Annotated in this window: 15 protein-coding genes; 4 read left to right on the top strand and 11 right to left on the bottom strand. The window is 33.1% G+C overall.

Going from position 1 to position 15,173, the window contains the following annotated elements; translation table 11 throughout:
- The coding region (locus ACRHNM_RS00005) for a choice-of-anchor L domain-containing protein (RefSeq protein ID WP_431132356.1) at window positions 1–2,324 on the bottom strand (2,324 nt) is incomplete at its 3' end.
- A 369-nt stretch (window positions 2,325–2,693) separates the two neighbouring features.
- Between ACRHNM_RS00005 and ACRHNM_RS00010 the strand changes: the two genes are divergently transcribed.
- The 4 genes from ACRHNM_RS00010 to ACRHNM_RS00025 all read left to right on the top strand — a co-directional run bounded on the left by ACRHNM_RS00010 (window position 2,694) and on the right by ACRHNM_RS00025 (window position 5,543).
- Complete coding sequence (locus tag ACRHNM_RS00010; RefSeq protein ID WP_431132359.1) at window positions 2,694–3,596, top strand: NifU family protein; 903 nt, start codon at window positions 2,694–2,696, stop codon at window positions 3,594–3,596.
- 51 nt (window positions 3,597–3,647) lie between these two features.
- Complete coding sequence (locus ACRHNM_RS00015; protein ID WP_431132362.1) at window positions 3,648–3,848, top strand: dodecin family protein; 201 nt, start codon at window positions 3,648–3,650, stop codon at window positions 3,846–3,848.
- Between the two features lie 81 nt (window positions 3,849–3,929).
- Window positions 3,930–4,637: a hypothetical protein gene (locus ACRHNM_RS00020; RefSeq protein WP_431132365.1), complete on the top strand. Its 708-nt coding sequence runs from the start codon at window positions 3,930–3,932 to the stop codon at window positions 4,635–4,637.
- A 93-nt stretch (window positions 4,638–4,730) separates the two neighbouring features.
- Window positions 4,731–5,543 carry a mechanosensitive ion channel family protein gene (locus tag ACRHNM_RS00025; RefSeq protein WP_431132368.1) on the top strand — a complete coding sequence of 271 codons (813 nt, stop codon included), beginning with the start codon at window positions 4,731–4,733 and terminating at the stop codon, window positions 5,541–5,543.
- A 2-nt stretch (window positions 5,544–5,545) separates the two neighbouring features.
- On the opposite strand, the gene tsaB is transcribed toward ACRHNM_RS00025, so the two are convergent.
- The 10 genes from tsaB to ACRHNM_RS00075 all read right to left on the bottom strand — a co-directional run bounded on the left by tsaB (window position 5,546) and on the right by ACRHNM_RS00075 (window position 15,171).
- A complete protein-coding gene (gene tsaB, locus ACRHNM_RS00030) occupies window positions 5,546–6,217 on the bottom strand; it encodes a tRNA (adenosine(37)-N6)-threonylcarbamoyltransferase complex dimerization subunit type 1 TsaB (RefSeq protein WP_431132371.1) in 672 nt (223 codons plus the stop codon).
- A gap of 12 nt (window positions 6,218–6,229) precedes the next feature.
- A complete protein-coding gene (locus tag ACRHNM_RS00035) occupies window positions 6,230–7,528 on the bottom strand; it encodes an efflux RND transporter periplasmic adaptor subunit (RefSeq protein WP_431132374.1) in 1,299 nt (432 codons plus the stop codon).
- A 91-nt stretch (window positions 7,529–7,619) separates the two neighbouring features.
- Window positions 7,620–9,062 carry a TolC family protein gene (locus ACRHNM_RS00040; protein WP_431132377.1) on the bottom strand — a complete coding sequence of 481 codons (1,443 nt, stop codon included), beginning with the start codon at window positions 9,060–9,062 and terminating at the stop codon, window positions 7,620–7,622.
- 51 nt (window positions 9,063–9,113) lie between these two features.
- On the bottom strand, window positions 9,114–10,274 hold the full coding sequence (locus tag ACRHNM_RS00045; RefSeq protein ID WP_431132380.1) for an efflux RND transporter periplasmic adaptor subunit: 1,161 nt from the start codon (window positions 10,272–10,274) through the stop codon (window positions 9,114–9,116).
- A gap of 17 nt (window positions 10,275–10,291) precedes the next feature.
- On the bottom strand, window positions 10,292–11,551 hold the full coding sequence (locus ACRHNM_RS00050; protein WP_431132383.1) for an ABC transporter permease: 1,260 nt from the start codon (window positions 11,549–11,551) through the stop codon (window positions 10,292–10,294).
- A 1-nt stretch (window position 11,552) separates the two neighbouring features.
- Complete coding sequence (locus ACRHNM_RS00055; protein ID WP_431132386.1) at window positions 11,553–12,797, bottom strand: ABC transporter permease; 1,245 nt, start codon at window positions 12,795–12,797, stop codon at window positions 11,553–11,555.
- Window positions 12,790–13,491 (bottom strand): ABC transporter ATP-binding protein, encoded by a 702-nt coding sequence (locus ACRHNM_RS00060; protein ID WP_431132389.1) that lies wholly within the window; start codon window positions 13,489–13,491, stop codon window positions 12,790–12,792. Before ACRHNM_RS00060 ends, ACRHNM_RS00055 begins: the two co-directional genes overlap by 8 nt.
- 139 nt (window positions 13,492–13,630) lie before the next feature.
- Window positions 13,631–13,858, bottom strand: coding sequence for a hypothetical protein (locus ACRHNM_RS00065; protein ID WP_431132392.1), 228 nt, complete (start codon window positions 13,856–13,858; stop codon window positions 13,631–13,633).
- 2 nt (window positions 13,859–13,860) lie between these two features.
- Window positions 13,861–14,409: a DUF420 domain-containing protein gene (locus tag ACRHNM_RS00070; protein ID WP_431132395.1), complete on the bottom strand. Its 549-nt coding sequence runs from the start codon at window positions 14,407–14,409 to the stop codon at window positions 13,861–13,863.
- 6 nt (window positions 14,410–14,415) lie between these two features.
- Window positions 14,416–15,171, bottom strand: a complete 756-nt coding sequence (locus ACRHNM_RS00075) for an SCO family protein (protein WP_431132398.1) — start codon at window positions 15,169–15,171, stop codon at window positions 14,416–14,418.
- Window positions 15,172–15,173 lie beyond the last annotated feature (2 nt).

Consider the following 15,173-nt stretch of genomic DNA (forward strand, 5'->3'; position numbering starts at 1 on the left):
TCATCATCACAAACCTCTAAAGCTGTAACAATATTTGCAACTGGATTCATTATTACCTCTAAATCTAATGTGGTGGTGTTATAACAAGTAGCATCATCATTAGTTTCTAAGCGCACAAATATCGTTTGATTGTCAACAATTGTATTCGTAAAAGGTATTGATAAAGGGTTAGTTCCAGCATCTGCGTCAACTTGAGTAGCATAATAAGTGACATTAACTGTAGCTGGATCTAAAGCGCCAATAACTTCAGCATTCTTGATATTCAAATCAAACATTGCAAAGCCATCAATATTGTCATCACATACTTGAAATGGTGTAACTGGATTGATAGCCAAAGTGCTAAATACTAAATCAAAAGTTGTAGTTGAAAAACACTCTTGTGTCGCATCCGCTATTCTTGCATAAATCGTTTGAGGATCTGAAATATTAGTATATGGACTTATAAGTGCATTTGTATTTGCATCGGCATCTGCTTGTGTAGGATGGTATGTTATTATAAAATCATCAGGGTTTTGTGCACCTAATATTACAGCATCATTATCTGTTAAATTGAATTCGCCAACACTTGTCAAACTACAAATACTAAGGTCTGGTGCTGGATTTGCCACTGGACTAGGCTTAAATTCAACTTCAATAGAATCTGAAGATTCACAACCAGGAGCGAAAACCACATTAACAGAATAAATCCCTCCTTCAGTTATATCAAGTGTAGATCCTGTTTCACCTGAAATTTCATCTCCATTAAGAAACCAAGTATGAGTAGCAGTTGGCGCTTCTGTATCTAAAGTAACTATCTGACCTTCACATTCTGCATTACCAGCAGCTATAGTTATATCATCACCTAATTCTCCTCCTAAGTTAAAACTACCTGCTTCAAGAAATATTGCCGAATCCCATATAGAATCGCCTTCATCAGCAACAACTAGTTTTATTTCATATGTTGTATTAGGAATAACATTCGCAGTTGCGGTCAAAACTACTGTTCTTCCTCCGTAATTAGTGTCATTTAAAAGATACCCTTCAAAAAATTCCGGATTAGCAGTACAATTTCCTGAATCATTAATATTAGTAACACTTACAGGTGTTCCATCTGGTAACACAGCAAGATTAGTGTAAGCAGTGGTTCCAACTTCTCTTAAAAGAAAGGCAAAACTATCTGCAAAGCTACATTCAGTACTACCGTCATATTCTTCAGAAAACATGATATAACGAAAGCTAATTTCATCAGCTGTAGGAACAAAATTAAATTTTATAAATGTTGCATCATTAGTATTAAAAGTCGGATCACTTGGAGTAAAGAATGCATCTAAATCTGCATCACCTGCCTGACCATTATTAAAAGACACTAGAGCACCACCATTTGGAGTATTTCCAGCTGGATAAGCTCTACCTGTAGATAGAACTATTCCCTCTTCAAAAGGAAAATTAACAGCTCCTCCTTTGGTGAAATACCCGTAACTTTTAGTTTGTAATGCATTTGGAGCTCCATTAACTTGAAACGAAAAATTATCAACTCCGGAGCAACCACCTGAAACAAGAACATTTTCTATTAGTTCTTCTGGTGTAAATGAAGATTCTGGATAAGCTGCATTATTAATGGAAACGATGGGCTCTAAAACTAAAATTGTTATCGTAGCTGTATCTGAACATCCTGTAGGATTAGGGTCAGTTACAATTAAAGTCACATTATATGTCCCTGGGTTGGTATAAAGATGAGAAACAGAAGTTCCAGTATCGCTTGATGCATCACCAAAATTCCAGTTATAAGTTGCTCCTGTGTCATCGTTTGAAAATATTGCACTTCCATTGAAGTCAATAGTAGTATTTGGTGGAATTTCAACAATCCCAGAACCATTAGCTACTGGATTTGTACTATCTATAGAAGCTGTAATAACTTGACATTGCTCTTGACATGTAATGCTTGCCTCCCAACCTACTGTGTTTCCTGTTCCATTAGAAATAAATTCAAAAGTAATGCATCCACTTGTATTAGTATCAGATGCAGTAACAACTCCTGGCCCAGCTACTCCGGAATAAGAGCCAATTACTGGAGCTGTAGTATCATCTCCATCATAAATAGTTAGTATGTCTGTATTGAGCTGCGTACTAAATGTAGTAAAATCAACACTAACAAAATCTCCAGTATTTACAGCACAAATAGTAGTTACAATAGCTTCATCACTTGAATATGAACCTGTTGCTCCTCCTGTATCATAGAAAAAATCTGGTTCACATCTATTAAATGTACCAGCTTGCATTAAAAGATCTTGGGCATAAGAACTAAATGAAAGTAATAATATAAGTAATGCGTATAGTTTCTTCATAATACTTGACTGATCATTAATCTAAGTTTTATTAGAAAAGGCTACAAAAAAATTAGAGCCACAATGCTCTTAAAAACAAGCATATAAGCTATTTGTGATTTATAGTCAAATATAACGTTTACACTAATAATCTGCTTTGTGATAATTAAGCTTTTCATAATAAAAGCGAAATTTAGTAAATTTTAACTAATTACATCTTATTATCTATTACAAAATTGCCAGTTTATCAGTTCGGAACTATTAAGTAATTTACTTTATAACTCATTTTATTAAACTTTAGTATTACTTATTAAATTAGAAGACTTAGGTAATCCTTAAAAATTGTAGCATTGATATAATAGTTTAGTATTTTTGCAAAAAATAAGCGCCATGAAAAACGTAAAAATTATTATAAAAAATACTTCAAACCCTACGATTATAAAATTTGAAGCAAACAAATTCTTAACACAGCAAGAAAGTTATGAATTTAATACTATTGATGATGCTTCGCCATCTCCTATAGCCCAACAACTATTTTACTTACCTTTTGTAAAGAAAGTATACATTTCAGGAAATTTTATAGCTGTTGAACGTTTTAATATTGTAGAATGGCCTGATGTACAAGACGAAGTTGCTGAGCAGATTGAAACTTACATTAATGATGGTGGAGTTATAATCAAAGATGGCTCAGCAAAAAAGAAAGTACCTGTTACTGTGTATGCTGAAAGCACTCCAAACCCATCTGTTATTAAATTTGTAGCTAATAAAAAATTAGTTAATAATTATCACGAATTCAAATCTATTGACGATTCTAAAAATTCTCCTTTTGCTTCTGAATTATTTCATTTCCCTTTTGTAAAAAGTGTTTTTTTGGATGAAAACTTTGTTTCTATAACCAAATATGACATTGCAGACTGGAATGAAATCACAATGGAATTACGTGAGTTTATAAGAGTTTATATCGAAAACGCAAAAGACATTGTACTAATCGACAATCCAATTTCAACAGAAAATACCAACGACATACTTGATGCTAAATTTGAAGCTCACGACGATGTTTCAAAAGAGGTCATTAATATTCTCGAAGAATATGTAAAGCCTGCTGTTGCAAGTGATGGCGGCAATATTGAATTTCAATCTTATGATGCTAATGAAAAGAAAGTGAAAGTAATTTTACAAGGTGCTTGTAGTGGTTGTCCTTCTTCAACATTTACCCTTAAAAATGGTATCGAAAACATGCTTAAAGAAATGCTCAAAGGGAAAGTTGAAATCGTAGAAGCTATAAATGGATAGTTTCAATAATAATTAATATCTTTAGATTTCAAATCAATAATCTAAAATAAAATGGCAGTATTAAAAGTAATTGAAGTTTTATCAAACTCAGACAAAAGTTGGGAAGATGCAACAAGGAAAGCCGTAAAGGAAGCTTCAAAATCGGTAAAAAACATACGTTCGGTTTATGTAAAGGAACAAAGCGCTATTGTAAAAGACGAAAGTGTTACAGAATTTAGAGTGAATCTAAAACTAACTTTTGAGGTTAAATAAAATAGTAGCATTACAAACTTATAAAGCATTATTTCTAAATTTTTTTGGCACTATGCTTGATTAATTCATAAAAACATTCAAATGAAAAAACTACATATCGTTGCAATTTTACTAGCACTTTTTGCCATTCAAAAAAATTACGCACAAGAAGAAGAAAATGGTAGTAATCAAGTTCTACTATCTAATTTGCCTCCAAGTGCTCTTTATTCTTTTGATAACAGCGATAAAACTATTCGAGGTTCAGTTTACATTCAAAACGCCTTTATGCCTGCTAAATTATCTCTTGAAGATGGTACTAAAATTTTTAAATTAAGATACAACGCCTTTAATGACGAAATTGAAATTGAAATTGATGGACAAGAGCCAAATGCTTTAAATAGAAATATCGACAACCTTTTAATTATTTTTGTTGGAGACGACAAAACCTATGAAGCTGTAGATTATATAAATGACGAAGGAAGCACTGTTAGAGGATATTTTGTACATGCTAATGATGCTCACAGTAAACACCAGCTTTTAATAAAAGAAAGTATAAAATTTGTAGACAGAAAACCTGCTAAAACGAGTTATGACAAAGGCAAGCCTGCTGAGTTCATAAGGCTTGATGACAGGTATTTCATTGCTATTGGTGATAATCCAGCTGTAGAATTTCCTAAAAAGAAAAAAGACCTTTCAAATATTTTCCCTGACAAATATGATGATATAATAGATTTCATGAAGGAAAATAAAATCAAAACATCTAGAGAAGAAGATTTAATTGAACTCGTTAACTATATTAATCTTCTTTAGGCAAAAAACTTAAATTTCTTGAAACCGAATGTGTTATCTCTTAAATAATCCATTCGGTTTTTTTATTTTTACCTAAACTAAAACTAAAGACTGATGGAGTTACAAAAATGGATTGATAAAGGATACGAAATTATTGTTGATTTTGGACCAAAGGTATTAGGTGCAATAGCGATATGGATTATTGGGTCCTGGGTTATTAAATCCCTAATTAAAGGCTTAAGAAAAGCTATGGAGAAGCGTGATTACGATGAAAGCCTCAAAAAATTCTTATTAAACTTATTGAGTTGGATTTTAAAAATTGTACTCATCATTGTTGTATTAGGAACCGTTGGTGTTGAAACGACATCTTTTGCTGCAATTATTGCTGCTGCAGGTTTAGCAATTGGACTTGCTCTTCAGGGATCTTTAGGTAATTTTGCTGGAGGTGTTTTATTGATGATTTTCAAACCTATAAAAATCGGAGATTTAATAGAAGCGCAAGGTGAAATTGGCGTTGTAAAAGAAATTGAAATTTTTACAACTAAACTTACTGGGCTTTCAAATAAAGAAATCATTATACCTAATGGAGCGTTGTCTAATGGCAATATTGTTAACTATACTACTGAAGGTACCAGACGTGTGGATTTAATTTTTGGTGTTGGATATGATTCTGATATCAAACAAACAAAAGAAGTGCTCACCAATGTTTTAACATCTCATCCAAAAATACTTAAAGATCCTGCTCCAACTGTAACGGTTATGGAATTAGCGGATAGCTCCATAAATTTTGCTGTCAGACCTTGGTGCAATACTGCAGATTACTGGAACGTTTATTTTGATGTTACAGAACAAACTAAAGAAGCTCTTGATGCTGCTGGAATTGATATTCCTTATCCTCATCAGGTTGAAATACAAAAACAAGAATAATCTTATTTCTTAGCTTTTAAAGCTATAAAATCTTTTAAATAAAACGGTTCAAAATAGGCGACATCCTCGATGTCGCTTGTTTTATATTTACTATACGCTAAAGAACTCATTTCATTAGCGGAAGGCAACTTTCCTTCAACATAAACCGCATTTGGATGCTGTATTAACTTTTTTGTTTTTTCAACACCATTACCAATAAAATAAACGATACCTTTTTCTAAATATTCTGAAAAGGACGTGTCGTCTAAAATTTGAGCTTCTACTTTTCTGATTTCATTATATGAAGCGTCATAAATTGCGGAATACACCTCTAAACGACGAGCATCTAACATGGGTACAATAAGTCCATCATTACCATTCACCTGATGTGCTAATGCGTGTAGAGTAGATACAGAAATTAGCGGAATATTTAAAGCAAAACAAAGCCCCTTTGCTGCTGAAACTCCAATACGTAAGCCTGTATATGAGCCAGGACCTTTACTCACAGCTATAGCATCGATATCTTTTGACGTTAACTTCGCTTCTTTAATAACCTCATTAATAAATACATGTAAAGATTCTGCATGAGAATAATTAGCATTATTATCCTCTTTTAAAACTAAAGTCTCCCCTTCGTTTGAAAGAGAGACCGAACAGTTTGTTGTTGATGTTTCAATACTTAATATGATTGCCATATTAATTTAAAATTAGTCTTCAGAAGACATTTCTTTAAGTTCTTCTTTATTTTTAACTTCTACTTTATCTCCAGATTTCAATGCTTTTGAGACTACGCTATAAGGACCAGTAATAATTTCATCACCTTCTTCTAGACCAGAAATCACTTCAATATTCGTATCATCCTGAATTCCGGTTTTAACCACTCTTAATTTTGCTTCTCCATTTTCTGAAACAAAAACACATTCAAATTTTTCTTCACTTTCAGACGTGATATCACCTGAAGATAGCTTTTCATAACTTTTCTTTACAGATGACGTATCGGTTTTAATAACAATAGAACTTATTGGTACAGCAACTATGTCATTTCGCTTATTGGTGATAATGTCTACAGTAGCTGTCATACCAGGTCTGAATGGAGAAAAATATTCTGGCTTACCCTCCATAAGATCCTTATAAGACTCTTCAAGTATTCTAATTTTAACTCTAAAATTAGTCACCTGATCTGCACTTAAAGTACCAGCAGCAGAATTAGCAATTTCAGTAACTATTCCTTTAAATTCTTTCTTTAAATAGGCATCGACTTCAACAATTGTCGAATCACCAATTTGTACTTTAACAATATCATTTTCATTAACATCAACTTCAACTTCCATATTATTAAGATTGGCCACTCTTAATATTTCTGTTCCTGCCATTTGTTGTGTTCCAACAACTCGCTCACCTAACTCTACATTAAGCAACGATATTGTACCACTCATTGGTGCATATATTTCGGTGCGACTCAAATTATCTTTTGCTTCATTTACAGAAGCAGCAGCACTCTGAACGCTGTAATATGCTGAATTTTTTCCTGCGACTGCAGTTTCGTATGAAGCAATTGCCCTATCCCAATCTGCTTTAGAAATGACCCCTTTTTCAAAAAGTAGTTTATTTCTGTCATAATCTGCTTTAGCTTGTTTTAAAGTTGCCTCAGCTTGCTCCAGATTTGCTTGTATATTTTGGTATGTAGCTTGTGATCTATTAACAGCAGACTGAATTAAATCTGGATTAACCCTCACTAGAAGGTCTCCTTTTTTTACCTGCTGACCTTCTTTAAATGGAAGATCTAAAATTTCCCCTGAAACTTCACTAGAAATTTTAACTTCAACTTCTGGTTGAATTTTACCTGTTGCTGAAACCGTTTCTACTATATCAACTAAGCTGACTTCCTTTACTTCAACTTCTTTAAAATTGCCTTTCTTACCAAACCATCCCATCGATTTACCTAAAACCAAGACGACTAACAAGAGTCCGATAACAACAAGGCTGATTTTTACTGTTTTACTCATTTTATATTCATTTTAAGTTGGTTGTTGGCAGCCCAAAAATTCTAAAATTATGAGCTCAAAAAAATAATTTTTCAGTTCTATTAATACTGGTTTAAAACTTCAATTCTGTTGCCGGAATTCCGAAATATAACTCTAAGACTTTTAACTTAAATATATAATCGTATTTAGCTCTGTTAAGCTCAATCTTTGAGTTATCGTAACGCAATTTAGACTGACTAAAATCAAAAGCATTAGTTAAACCTACATCGTAACGTTCTTTAGCATAATCATATGCTAGTTCTTGTGATTCTACTGCTTTCATTGCTGCTTCATAAGATTTTAAAGAGCCTTTGGCATCTACATAAGCCTGATAAACTGTAGATTCTAAATCTAATTCAGCTTGTTCTAATTGATACTTTGTACGTTCTAAATTCACTTTACTTCGCATAACATTACTGCGCGTTGCAAATCCATTAAAAATAGGGATATTTAATTGTACTCCATAAGAAATACCATCATTTTCCCATAGTTGTTGTGTAAACGGGTCTGCACCAACTTCTCGAGTGAGCAAATTTGGAAACTGACCTACAACAGGCTCTCCTGTGGATTGAACAACTCCAATCTGCTCTGTAGTTGATGGGTTTGCAGCATCGAGTTCTTGAATAAATGATGTAGCATTCGTATATCTCGTATCATAGCCAAAGAATGCAGAAAGTGATGGATAATATGAACTTCTAGAGATTTGAAGATCCTTTACTGCAAGGGATACATTTTCTTCAGCAATTTTTATTTCAGATCTGCTTTCTTTAGCCTGAGCTAAAATTTCTGAAATATCTTTATCTGCAATTCCTCCATCGATGATATCATAGCCTTCATCCTGTACATCAAAATTTTCATAATCTTTTATTAATAACAACTGAGCTAAACTGATTAATGATATTCTTAAATTATTCTCAGCATTAATTATTGCTTGTTGTTCACTTGCATCTGTTGCTTGTATTTCTAATAAATCTCCTCTTGGTAATGAGCCTGCATCAACTAATTCTTGTGTTCGTTGAATTTGTTCCTTTGTAACTTCATTTTGCGATTTTAAGACTTTAAGATTCGCCTTATTTAGAATGGCTTGCAGGTATCCGTTTGCTACAAACAATGAAATATCATCTTTCATTTTATCAAGGCGATACTGACTTGCTAGTTTTGATATTTCAGCTCTTTGTAAAGTTCTGAAATTTCTTAAACCATCAAATAAGGTATAGCCAACATTAATACGCCCTGTTACAGATAAAAAAGTTGTCGTTTGTGCGTTATTGGTTACTGGGTTAAAACTAAGACCTGTATTTTCAGAAACTCCAGCACCAGCACTAAAACTAGGAAGAAAATTCCCTATAGCCGAAAGCTTATCTGCTTCAGTTGCTTCAAGATCCAGTTCACTTTGTTTTACTGAAATATTATTTTGTAAGGCGTGTTCAACACACTCTATTAGCGTCCATTTCTTGTTTTGTGCATTTACTAAAACTCCACAAAGAAGTAATGCTATAATGATTGATTTTTTCATAATGTCTTATATGTCTATCTAAACCGTTAAGTGTTACACTAAATGTTAAAATTATTGTTGAGCAAATTGTTGAAAGCCCTGAACCTGGTTCCAAACTTTAATTTTATCGTCTTTTGTTATACCACTTTGAACTTCAACAAAAATACCATCACTAATGCCTAACTCCAGTTCTCTTTTTTCGAATTTCTGATCTCCAACCTCAACTTCTACATAAGGCTTTTTTGTTTCTTCATCGTATTGAACCAGAGCTTCTTTTATAGCTAGTACTTTTTCAGCTTTTTCAAGAATAATAGATGCATTGGCACTTAAACCAGCTCTTATAAAGGTTGAATCGATTTTTTTAAGCGTTCCTTTTATTGCGAACTGAATGGCTCCATTTTCTTCAACACCTTTAGGAGCGATGTAATCTAAAACAGCGTCAAATTTTTGATCCTCTATAGCTCCTACTGTAATTTCAAGTGGTAATCCTTCTTTTATTTTTCCGACTTCACTTTCGTCTACTTTTCCTTCAAAAATCATTTTTTTAACATCTGCCAAAGAAGCTATTGACGTACCTTCATTGAAATTATTAGCTTCAATAACTTGATTTCCAGCTTTTACAGGCACATCTAAAACCATCCCAGAAACCGTTGCTCTAACCTGTGTTTGAGCTACACTTCCTAAACCTGAAGTGGTTCCTGTTTTTATAATGTCATAGTTTTGACGAGATTGAGTTACGTCAATTCTAGCTTGTCCAACACGTTGTTTTGCCTGTAGATAGGTATTATTAACTTCATCAAATTCATTTGCAGAAATAACACCTTTCTCAAACAATGCTTTTTGACGGTCAAAAATAGCTTGTTGTGTTTTAAAATTGATTTCAGCAGTTTGTAATGCATTGCTATTAGATGCTATACTGTTTTTTGCACTGGTCAAGTTAGACACGTTAGGTATGACTCTAATTTGAGCAATAAGGTCGCCTTGTTGTACATATTCACCAGCTTCGATAAATACTTCTTCAATAACACCTGAAATATTTGGCTTAATTAATATTTCTTCTTTCGGAACAATGCTTCCTGTGGCTACTGTTTTAACTACGATTGTTTGTTCTGAAGGTGCTTCAGAAGTGTATGTTACAGGATCTTCCTGATTTTTTTGCCATAGATAATATAATGCTGCTCCAAATACAACAACAATTAATACCAATAAGATTACGGTTTTAGTTCTTTTCATGTTTTTTGATGATTAGTTTATTCTATTCTTAATGCGTCTACAGGTTTCATTTTAGTGGCACTATTTGCAGGAATTAATCCAGCTAATACTCCTGAAACCACTAATATTATTAAAGCCGTAAATACAACTTGCATACTTACGCTTGGATTAGCAAAATTTTCAACAGGTCCTGCATTATCTAATATAGTATTCATAACCCAAATCACTAAAGCAGCAAATGAAATACCAACCATTCCAGATAAAATGGTTAAAATTAAACTTTCCTGTAAAATTTGTGCTTTTATGGTCCAAGGTGATGCTCCTAAGGCGCGTCTAATTCCAATTTCTTTAGTGCGTTCTTTTACTACAATAAGCATAATGTTACTTATTCCAATAATACCAGACATTAATACTAAAGCTCCAACAAAGTATCCTACGATTGTTAAAATTGAAAATAATCCATTGATACGTTCAAATTGTTCTGATAAATCAAAATGACCAATGGCTCTGTCATCGTCAGGATGAACTTTATGTCTGGATTTCATTAGTTCAAACACTTGTTGTTTAATGCTTGTAATTGAAGTGCCATCAACGGCTGTAATAGCCATCCAACCTACACGATCTCCTCTGTTAAAGGCTTGTCCGAATGTGGTAAATGGAATATAGATAGTATTGGCATCTTGTTCACCATCACCTCTGCTATTGCTCATCTTAAAAGTTCCAACCACTAAGAAATTAACACCATTGATTTTGATGTAGGTCCCTAAAATATCTTCGTCTTTATCGTAAAGCCCTTTAACAACTCCTGTTCCAACAACACAAATTTTTCGTTTAGCTTCAATATCGGAATAACTAAGAAAACGACCATCAATAATATCCATGGGTTGTTGTTTGATATATTCAGGATAATCTCCATAAATTTCAAAAGCACCTGTTTTTGTACCTCTAACTACATTATTATTTCCTCTAAAACCTCCTAACTGGTTTCTTGGAGATACATATTTGATATTTGGAATCTCATTTTTTATAGCTGCAACATCATCTATTTTATAGCTGAACCAGCGTCCTTTAGGCAATCCTTTATAAGGTTTTGAAGTGCCTTGAGTCCACATAAACATGGAGTTCGTAGCAAAGTCTCCGAAGTCTGACATGACTCCGTTTTTTAGTCCGTTTGTTAGTGCTAACAACAAGACAAGAATTGTGATTCCCCAAAACACTCCAAATGCAGTTAAAAAAGTTCTAAACTTATTGGCATTTAAAGCTTCTAGTATTTCATTCCAACGGTCTTTACTAAACATATTATTCGTCTCTTAGTGCTACAATAGGCTTAATTTTTGCTGCTCTGTACGCAGGAATAAAACCTGCTATGGCACCTGCAAACACCAATAAGAATACTGTTGTAAGTGCAATATTAAAATCAACTTGAGGATATTTTAAGAAATCGCTTTCTAGCTGAGGACCTACTAGTTCCAGAAGTCCCAATCCAAAAATCAATCCAAATAATCCTGAAAACATGGTTACAAAAACAGCCTCTTGTAATATCATACCAACAATAGATGATGGCAAAGCTCCTAAGGCTTTTCTAATGCCTATTTCTTTTGTTCGCTCTTTAACGATAATGAGCATAATATTTCCTACACCTACTATTCCTGCTATTATTGTTCCTATGCCCACAAACCAAAATACAGCTTGAATGGTAGCAACTAATGAATAGATCTTTTTGGCTTCGTCTAATGTATTAAATACTCTGACTGCACTAGTATCATCTGGAGAAACTGTATGCATTAGCTTTAATTCATTTTCTACAGCAGTTGCCATATTTTGAGATAAGGCAACAGCTTCATCAAAATTATCAGACATCTTAATAGTAAACAGCATGTTTCTTATGTTATCTCCAGCACCAAATACTTTTTGTGATGTAGTTAATGGAATATAAGCTTGTTGTTCTTCACGTTCTCCTCCTGGATCAATAAAAACGCCAATCACTTTAAAATTCATTCCAAAAATTGAAATACTTTTATTGATTGGGTTTTCATTTTTAAATAGGTCTTGGCGTAATCGACGACCAATTACTGCCACTTTTCTGGTTTCATCTAAATCTGATTGGTTAACAAATCTACCAGATTCCATTTCGGCATTTTCAATGAACTGGTGACCAGGCATTGCACCTCTAACTTGGTAGTTTACTGTTTCGTTTTTATAGGCAATCTCTGCTCCCCAAATGGAGTACAATGATGTTTTGTACTCAATATTATCCTCATACTTTTGAGAAATAAAGTCGAAATTTTCATTCTTCATCTGAATATAACGTCCTGGATTTAAACCTTTATAACCTTTTGTCGTTACACCTGTCCATACTGTAATAAGATTGGTAGCATCCTGTTCAAATTCAGACTTTACGCCATTTTCAATTCCTTTACTAAACCCGAGAAGTATCACCAATATAAAGATTCCGGAAGCCACAGAAAGCCCAGTTAAAAACGTTCGTAGTTTGTTTTTCTTTAAGGTTTCAAATATTTCTTGCCAACGTTCTATATCAAACATGTTGAGAGGCTCTAACTTGTTCTACTCTACTATCGTCAATTATAATTCCATCTTTAAGGTTGACAATACGTTTAGTCATTTGAGCAATATCATGCTCATGCGTAACGACTAATATTGTTTTACCTTCATCATTAATCCCTTGGATAAGCTCCATAACCTCATAGGACGTTTTGGTATCTAGAGCTCCTGTTGGCTCATCTGCTAATAACACTTTAGGATCACTGGCTAACGCTCTTGCTATAGCCACACGTTGTTTTTGTCCACCAGATAATTCACTAGGCAAATGGTGAGACCATTGTGCAAGACCAACTTTTTCCAGGTAATGCATCGCTCTTTCTGTACGCTCTTTTCTCTTGACTCCTTTATAATACAATGGCATCGACACATTATCTAATGCACTTTTGTAATTGATAAGATTGAATGATTGAAAAATAAAGCCTAAAAACTCGTTTCTATATTTGGCAGCTATTTTTTCATTTAAATTTTTAATAGGAACATTGTCAAGAATATAACTTCCAGTATCTGCCTCATCAAGCATTCCCAAAATATTAAGAAGTGTTGATTTTCCAGATCCTGAAGACCCCATTATAGACACGAGTTCGCCTTCTTTTACGTCAAAATTAATACCTTTTAAAACGTGAAGCGAATTGCTTCCCATGTGATAAGATTTATGTAAATCTTTGATTTGTATCATAATGGAGATGGTTAATTCTCAACAATATTACAATAATCCTTAAATGGATTATGCCAACTATTTGTTAAGAATTGATTTTTTGATTGATATTTATAAGACTTCTTAATTCTAGAAATGTTACAGTAAAACGTCGATTTTTCTATTTTATTTCTTTCTTTTTTCTGAAGTATGTCCAATAAATTACAAAACCAACACTTGCAACAAGGATGTATGGTATTGCCATAAGGTACATGATACCATCATTAACACCTTCGGCTGTTGATTGTCCTTCTTCACTTTCTAAAACCGCTCTGCACATAGCACATTGCGCATTTCCTTTGAAGAAAAAAAGAATAGAAAAAAGAAATAATAAGAGTCTTCGTTTCATACTTAAACGTAATAAGGTGAAATCATTAAGTATACGATTACACCTGTAACAGCAACATATAACCATAAAGGAAACGTAATTCTTGCAATTTTTTTATGACGTTCAAAATTATTAGTTATGGCTCTAACATAAGTAATGAGAACAAAAGGAATAATTACAATTGACAATAATATATGTGTCACTAAAATAAAGTAGTACATATATTTAATAAGACCTTCACCTCCAAAAGTTGTTGAATCACTCGTCATATGATAGGCTACATACATCACTAAAAAAACTACTGAACACCAAAGAGCTGTTGTCATCAAGTTTTCATGAAGTACTAAATTTTTATTTTTTATAGCAATAAAAGCAATCACCAAAATGACAGCTGTTAATCCGTTTATAGTTGCATAAATAGGCGGCAAAAATGTTAATGGTTCGACTTCAATTCCGAAATCTTGTAGTTTTAGTCTTGAAAGTACTGCAACAACTAAAGGAATCGCGATTGCCAAAACCACAATCCATTTGTTATATTTTTTTTCTTCTGAGAGTTTCTCTGTTTCAATCATGATGTATCAATCTTCTTTTAAAAGTTTTGCTATATCTTCTTTTAGCATACTTATTTCTTCAGTTTCACCATCTTCATCCTCTTTTTCGACTTCACTAATTATCCCTTTATAGAATATTTTAGGGTTGCCAAAATCATCTTTTCTTGAACGTATAAATCCATTTTTATCAATGAGAGCAAAATTTCCAGAATGCTCAAAACCACCTTCTACATTAGGATTTTCTCCTGCATAAATATTGAAACCAACATTTGCAAGCTCGTAAATGGTTTCCTTATCACCTGTCATTAAATGCCAGTTTGGATTGGTAATTCCGTAATTTTCAGCATACGCTTTTAACACGTCTTGCGTATCATAATCTGGATTGATGGTAAATGAGGCTACACCAAAATCTTCAAAGTCTGTGAATGTGTTTTGAATTTGCACTAAGTTTTTGTTCATTCTCGGACATATGGTTGGACATGTGGTAAAGAAAAATTCTACAACATATACCTTACCTTCATAGTCTTGATTGGTTATGGTTTCACCATTTTGATTTTTGAACGAAAAAGAAGGTACCTTTTTAGGGTTACCATTGATATTCAAAAACATCAAATCTGAAACAAAACCTTCAGAATCTACAGATACATTTTTGCTTCTGCTTTCTGTTCTGATTACATCATTACCTTGGATTCGATCTACAATTTTGGGAACAAAAATAATTCCGAAGACCAAAATTATAAAAGCGATACCTATAAAAGAATAATTTGTTTTTTTAGTGTTCATTA

Source organism: Psychroserpens mesophilus, from assembly GCF_050617655.1.
GTDB lineage: Bacteria > Bacteroidota > Bacteroidia > Flavobacteriales > Flavobacteriaceae > Psychroserpens > Psychroserpens mesophilus_A.

What these genes read in the sequence shown, in the direction of transcription:
- ACRHNM_RS00010 (WP_431132359.1), top strand. Translation starts at nt 2,694, where the DNA reads ATGAAAAACGTAAAAATTATTATAAAAAATACTTCAAACCCTACGATT.
- ACRHNM_RS00015 (WP_431132362.1), top strand. Translation starts at nt 3,648, where the DNA reads ATGGCAGTATTAAAAGTAATTGAAGTTTTATCAAACTCAGACAAAAGT.
- ACRHNM_RS00020 (WP_431132365.1), top strand. Translation starts at nt 3,930, where the DNA reads ATGAAAAAACTACATATCGTTGCAATTTTACTAGCACTTTTTGCCATT.
- ACRHNM_RS00025 (WP_431132368.1), top strand. Translation starts at nt 4,731, where the DNA reads ATGGAGTTACAAAAATGGATTGATAAAGGATACGAAATTATTGTTGAT.
- tsaB (WP_431132371.1), bottom strand. Translation starts at nt 6,217, where the DNA reads ATGGCAATCATATTAAGTATTGAAACATCAACAACAAACTGTTCGGTC.
- ACRHNM_RS00035 (WP_431132374.1), bottom strand. Translation starts at nt 7,528, where the DNA reads ATGAGTAAAACAGTAAAAATCAGCCTTGTTGTTATCGGACTCTTGTTA.
- ACRHNM_RS00040 (WP_431132377.1), bottom strand. Translation starts at nt 9,062, where the DNA reads ATGAAAAAATCAATCATTATAGCATTACTTCTTTGTGGAGTTTTAGTA.
- ACRHNM_RS00045 (WP_431132380.1), bottom strand. Translation starts at nt 10,274, where the DNA reads ATGAAAAGAACTAAAACCGTAATCTTATTGGTATTAATTGTTGTTGTA.
- ACRHNM_RS00050 (WP_431132383.1), bottom strand. Translation starts at nt 11,551, where the DNA reads ATGTTTAGTAAAGACCGTTGGAATGAAATACTAGAAGCTTTAAATGCC.
- ACRHNM_RS00055 (WP_431132386.1), bottom strand. Translation starts at nt 12,797, where the DNA reads ATGTTTGATATAGAACGTTGGCAAGAAATATTTGAAACCTTAAAGAAA.
- ACRHNM_RS00060 (WP_431132389.1), bottom strand. Translation starts at nt 13,491, where the DNA reads ATGATACAAATCAAAGATTTACATAAATCTTATCACATGGGAAGCAAT.
- ACRHNM_RS00065 (WP_431132392.1), bottom strand. Translation starts at nt 13,858, where the DNA reads ATGAAACGAAGACTCTTATTATTTCTTTTTTCTATTCTTTTTTTCTTC.
- ACRHNM_RS00070 (WP_431132395.1), bottom strand. Translation starts at nt 14,409, where the DNA reads ATGATTGAAACAGAGAAACTCTCAGAAGAAAAAAAATATAACAAATGG.
- ACRHNM_RS00075 (WP_431132398.1), bottom strand. Translation starts at nt 15,171, where the DNA reads ATGAACACTAAAAAAACAAATTATTCTTTTATAGGTATCGCTTTTATA.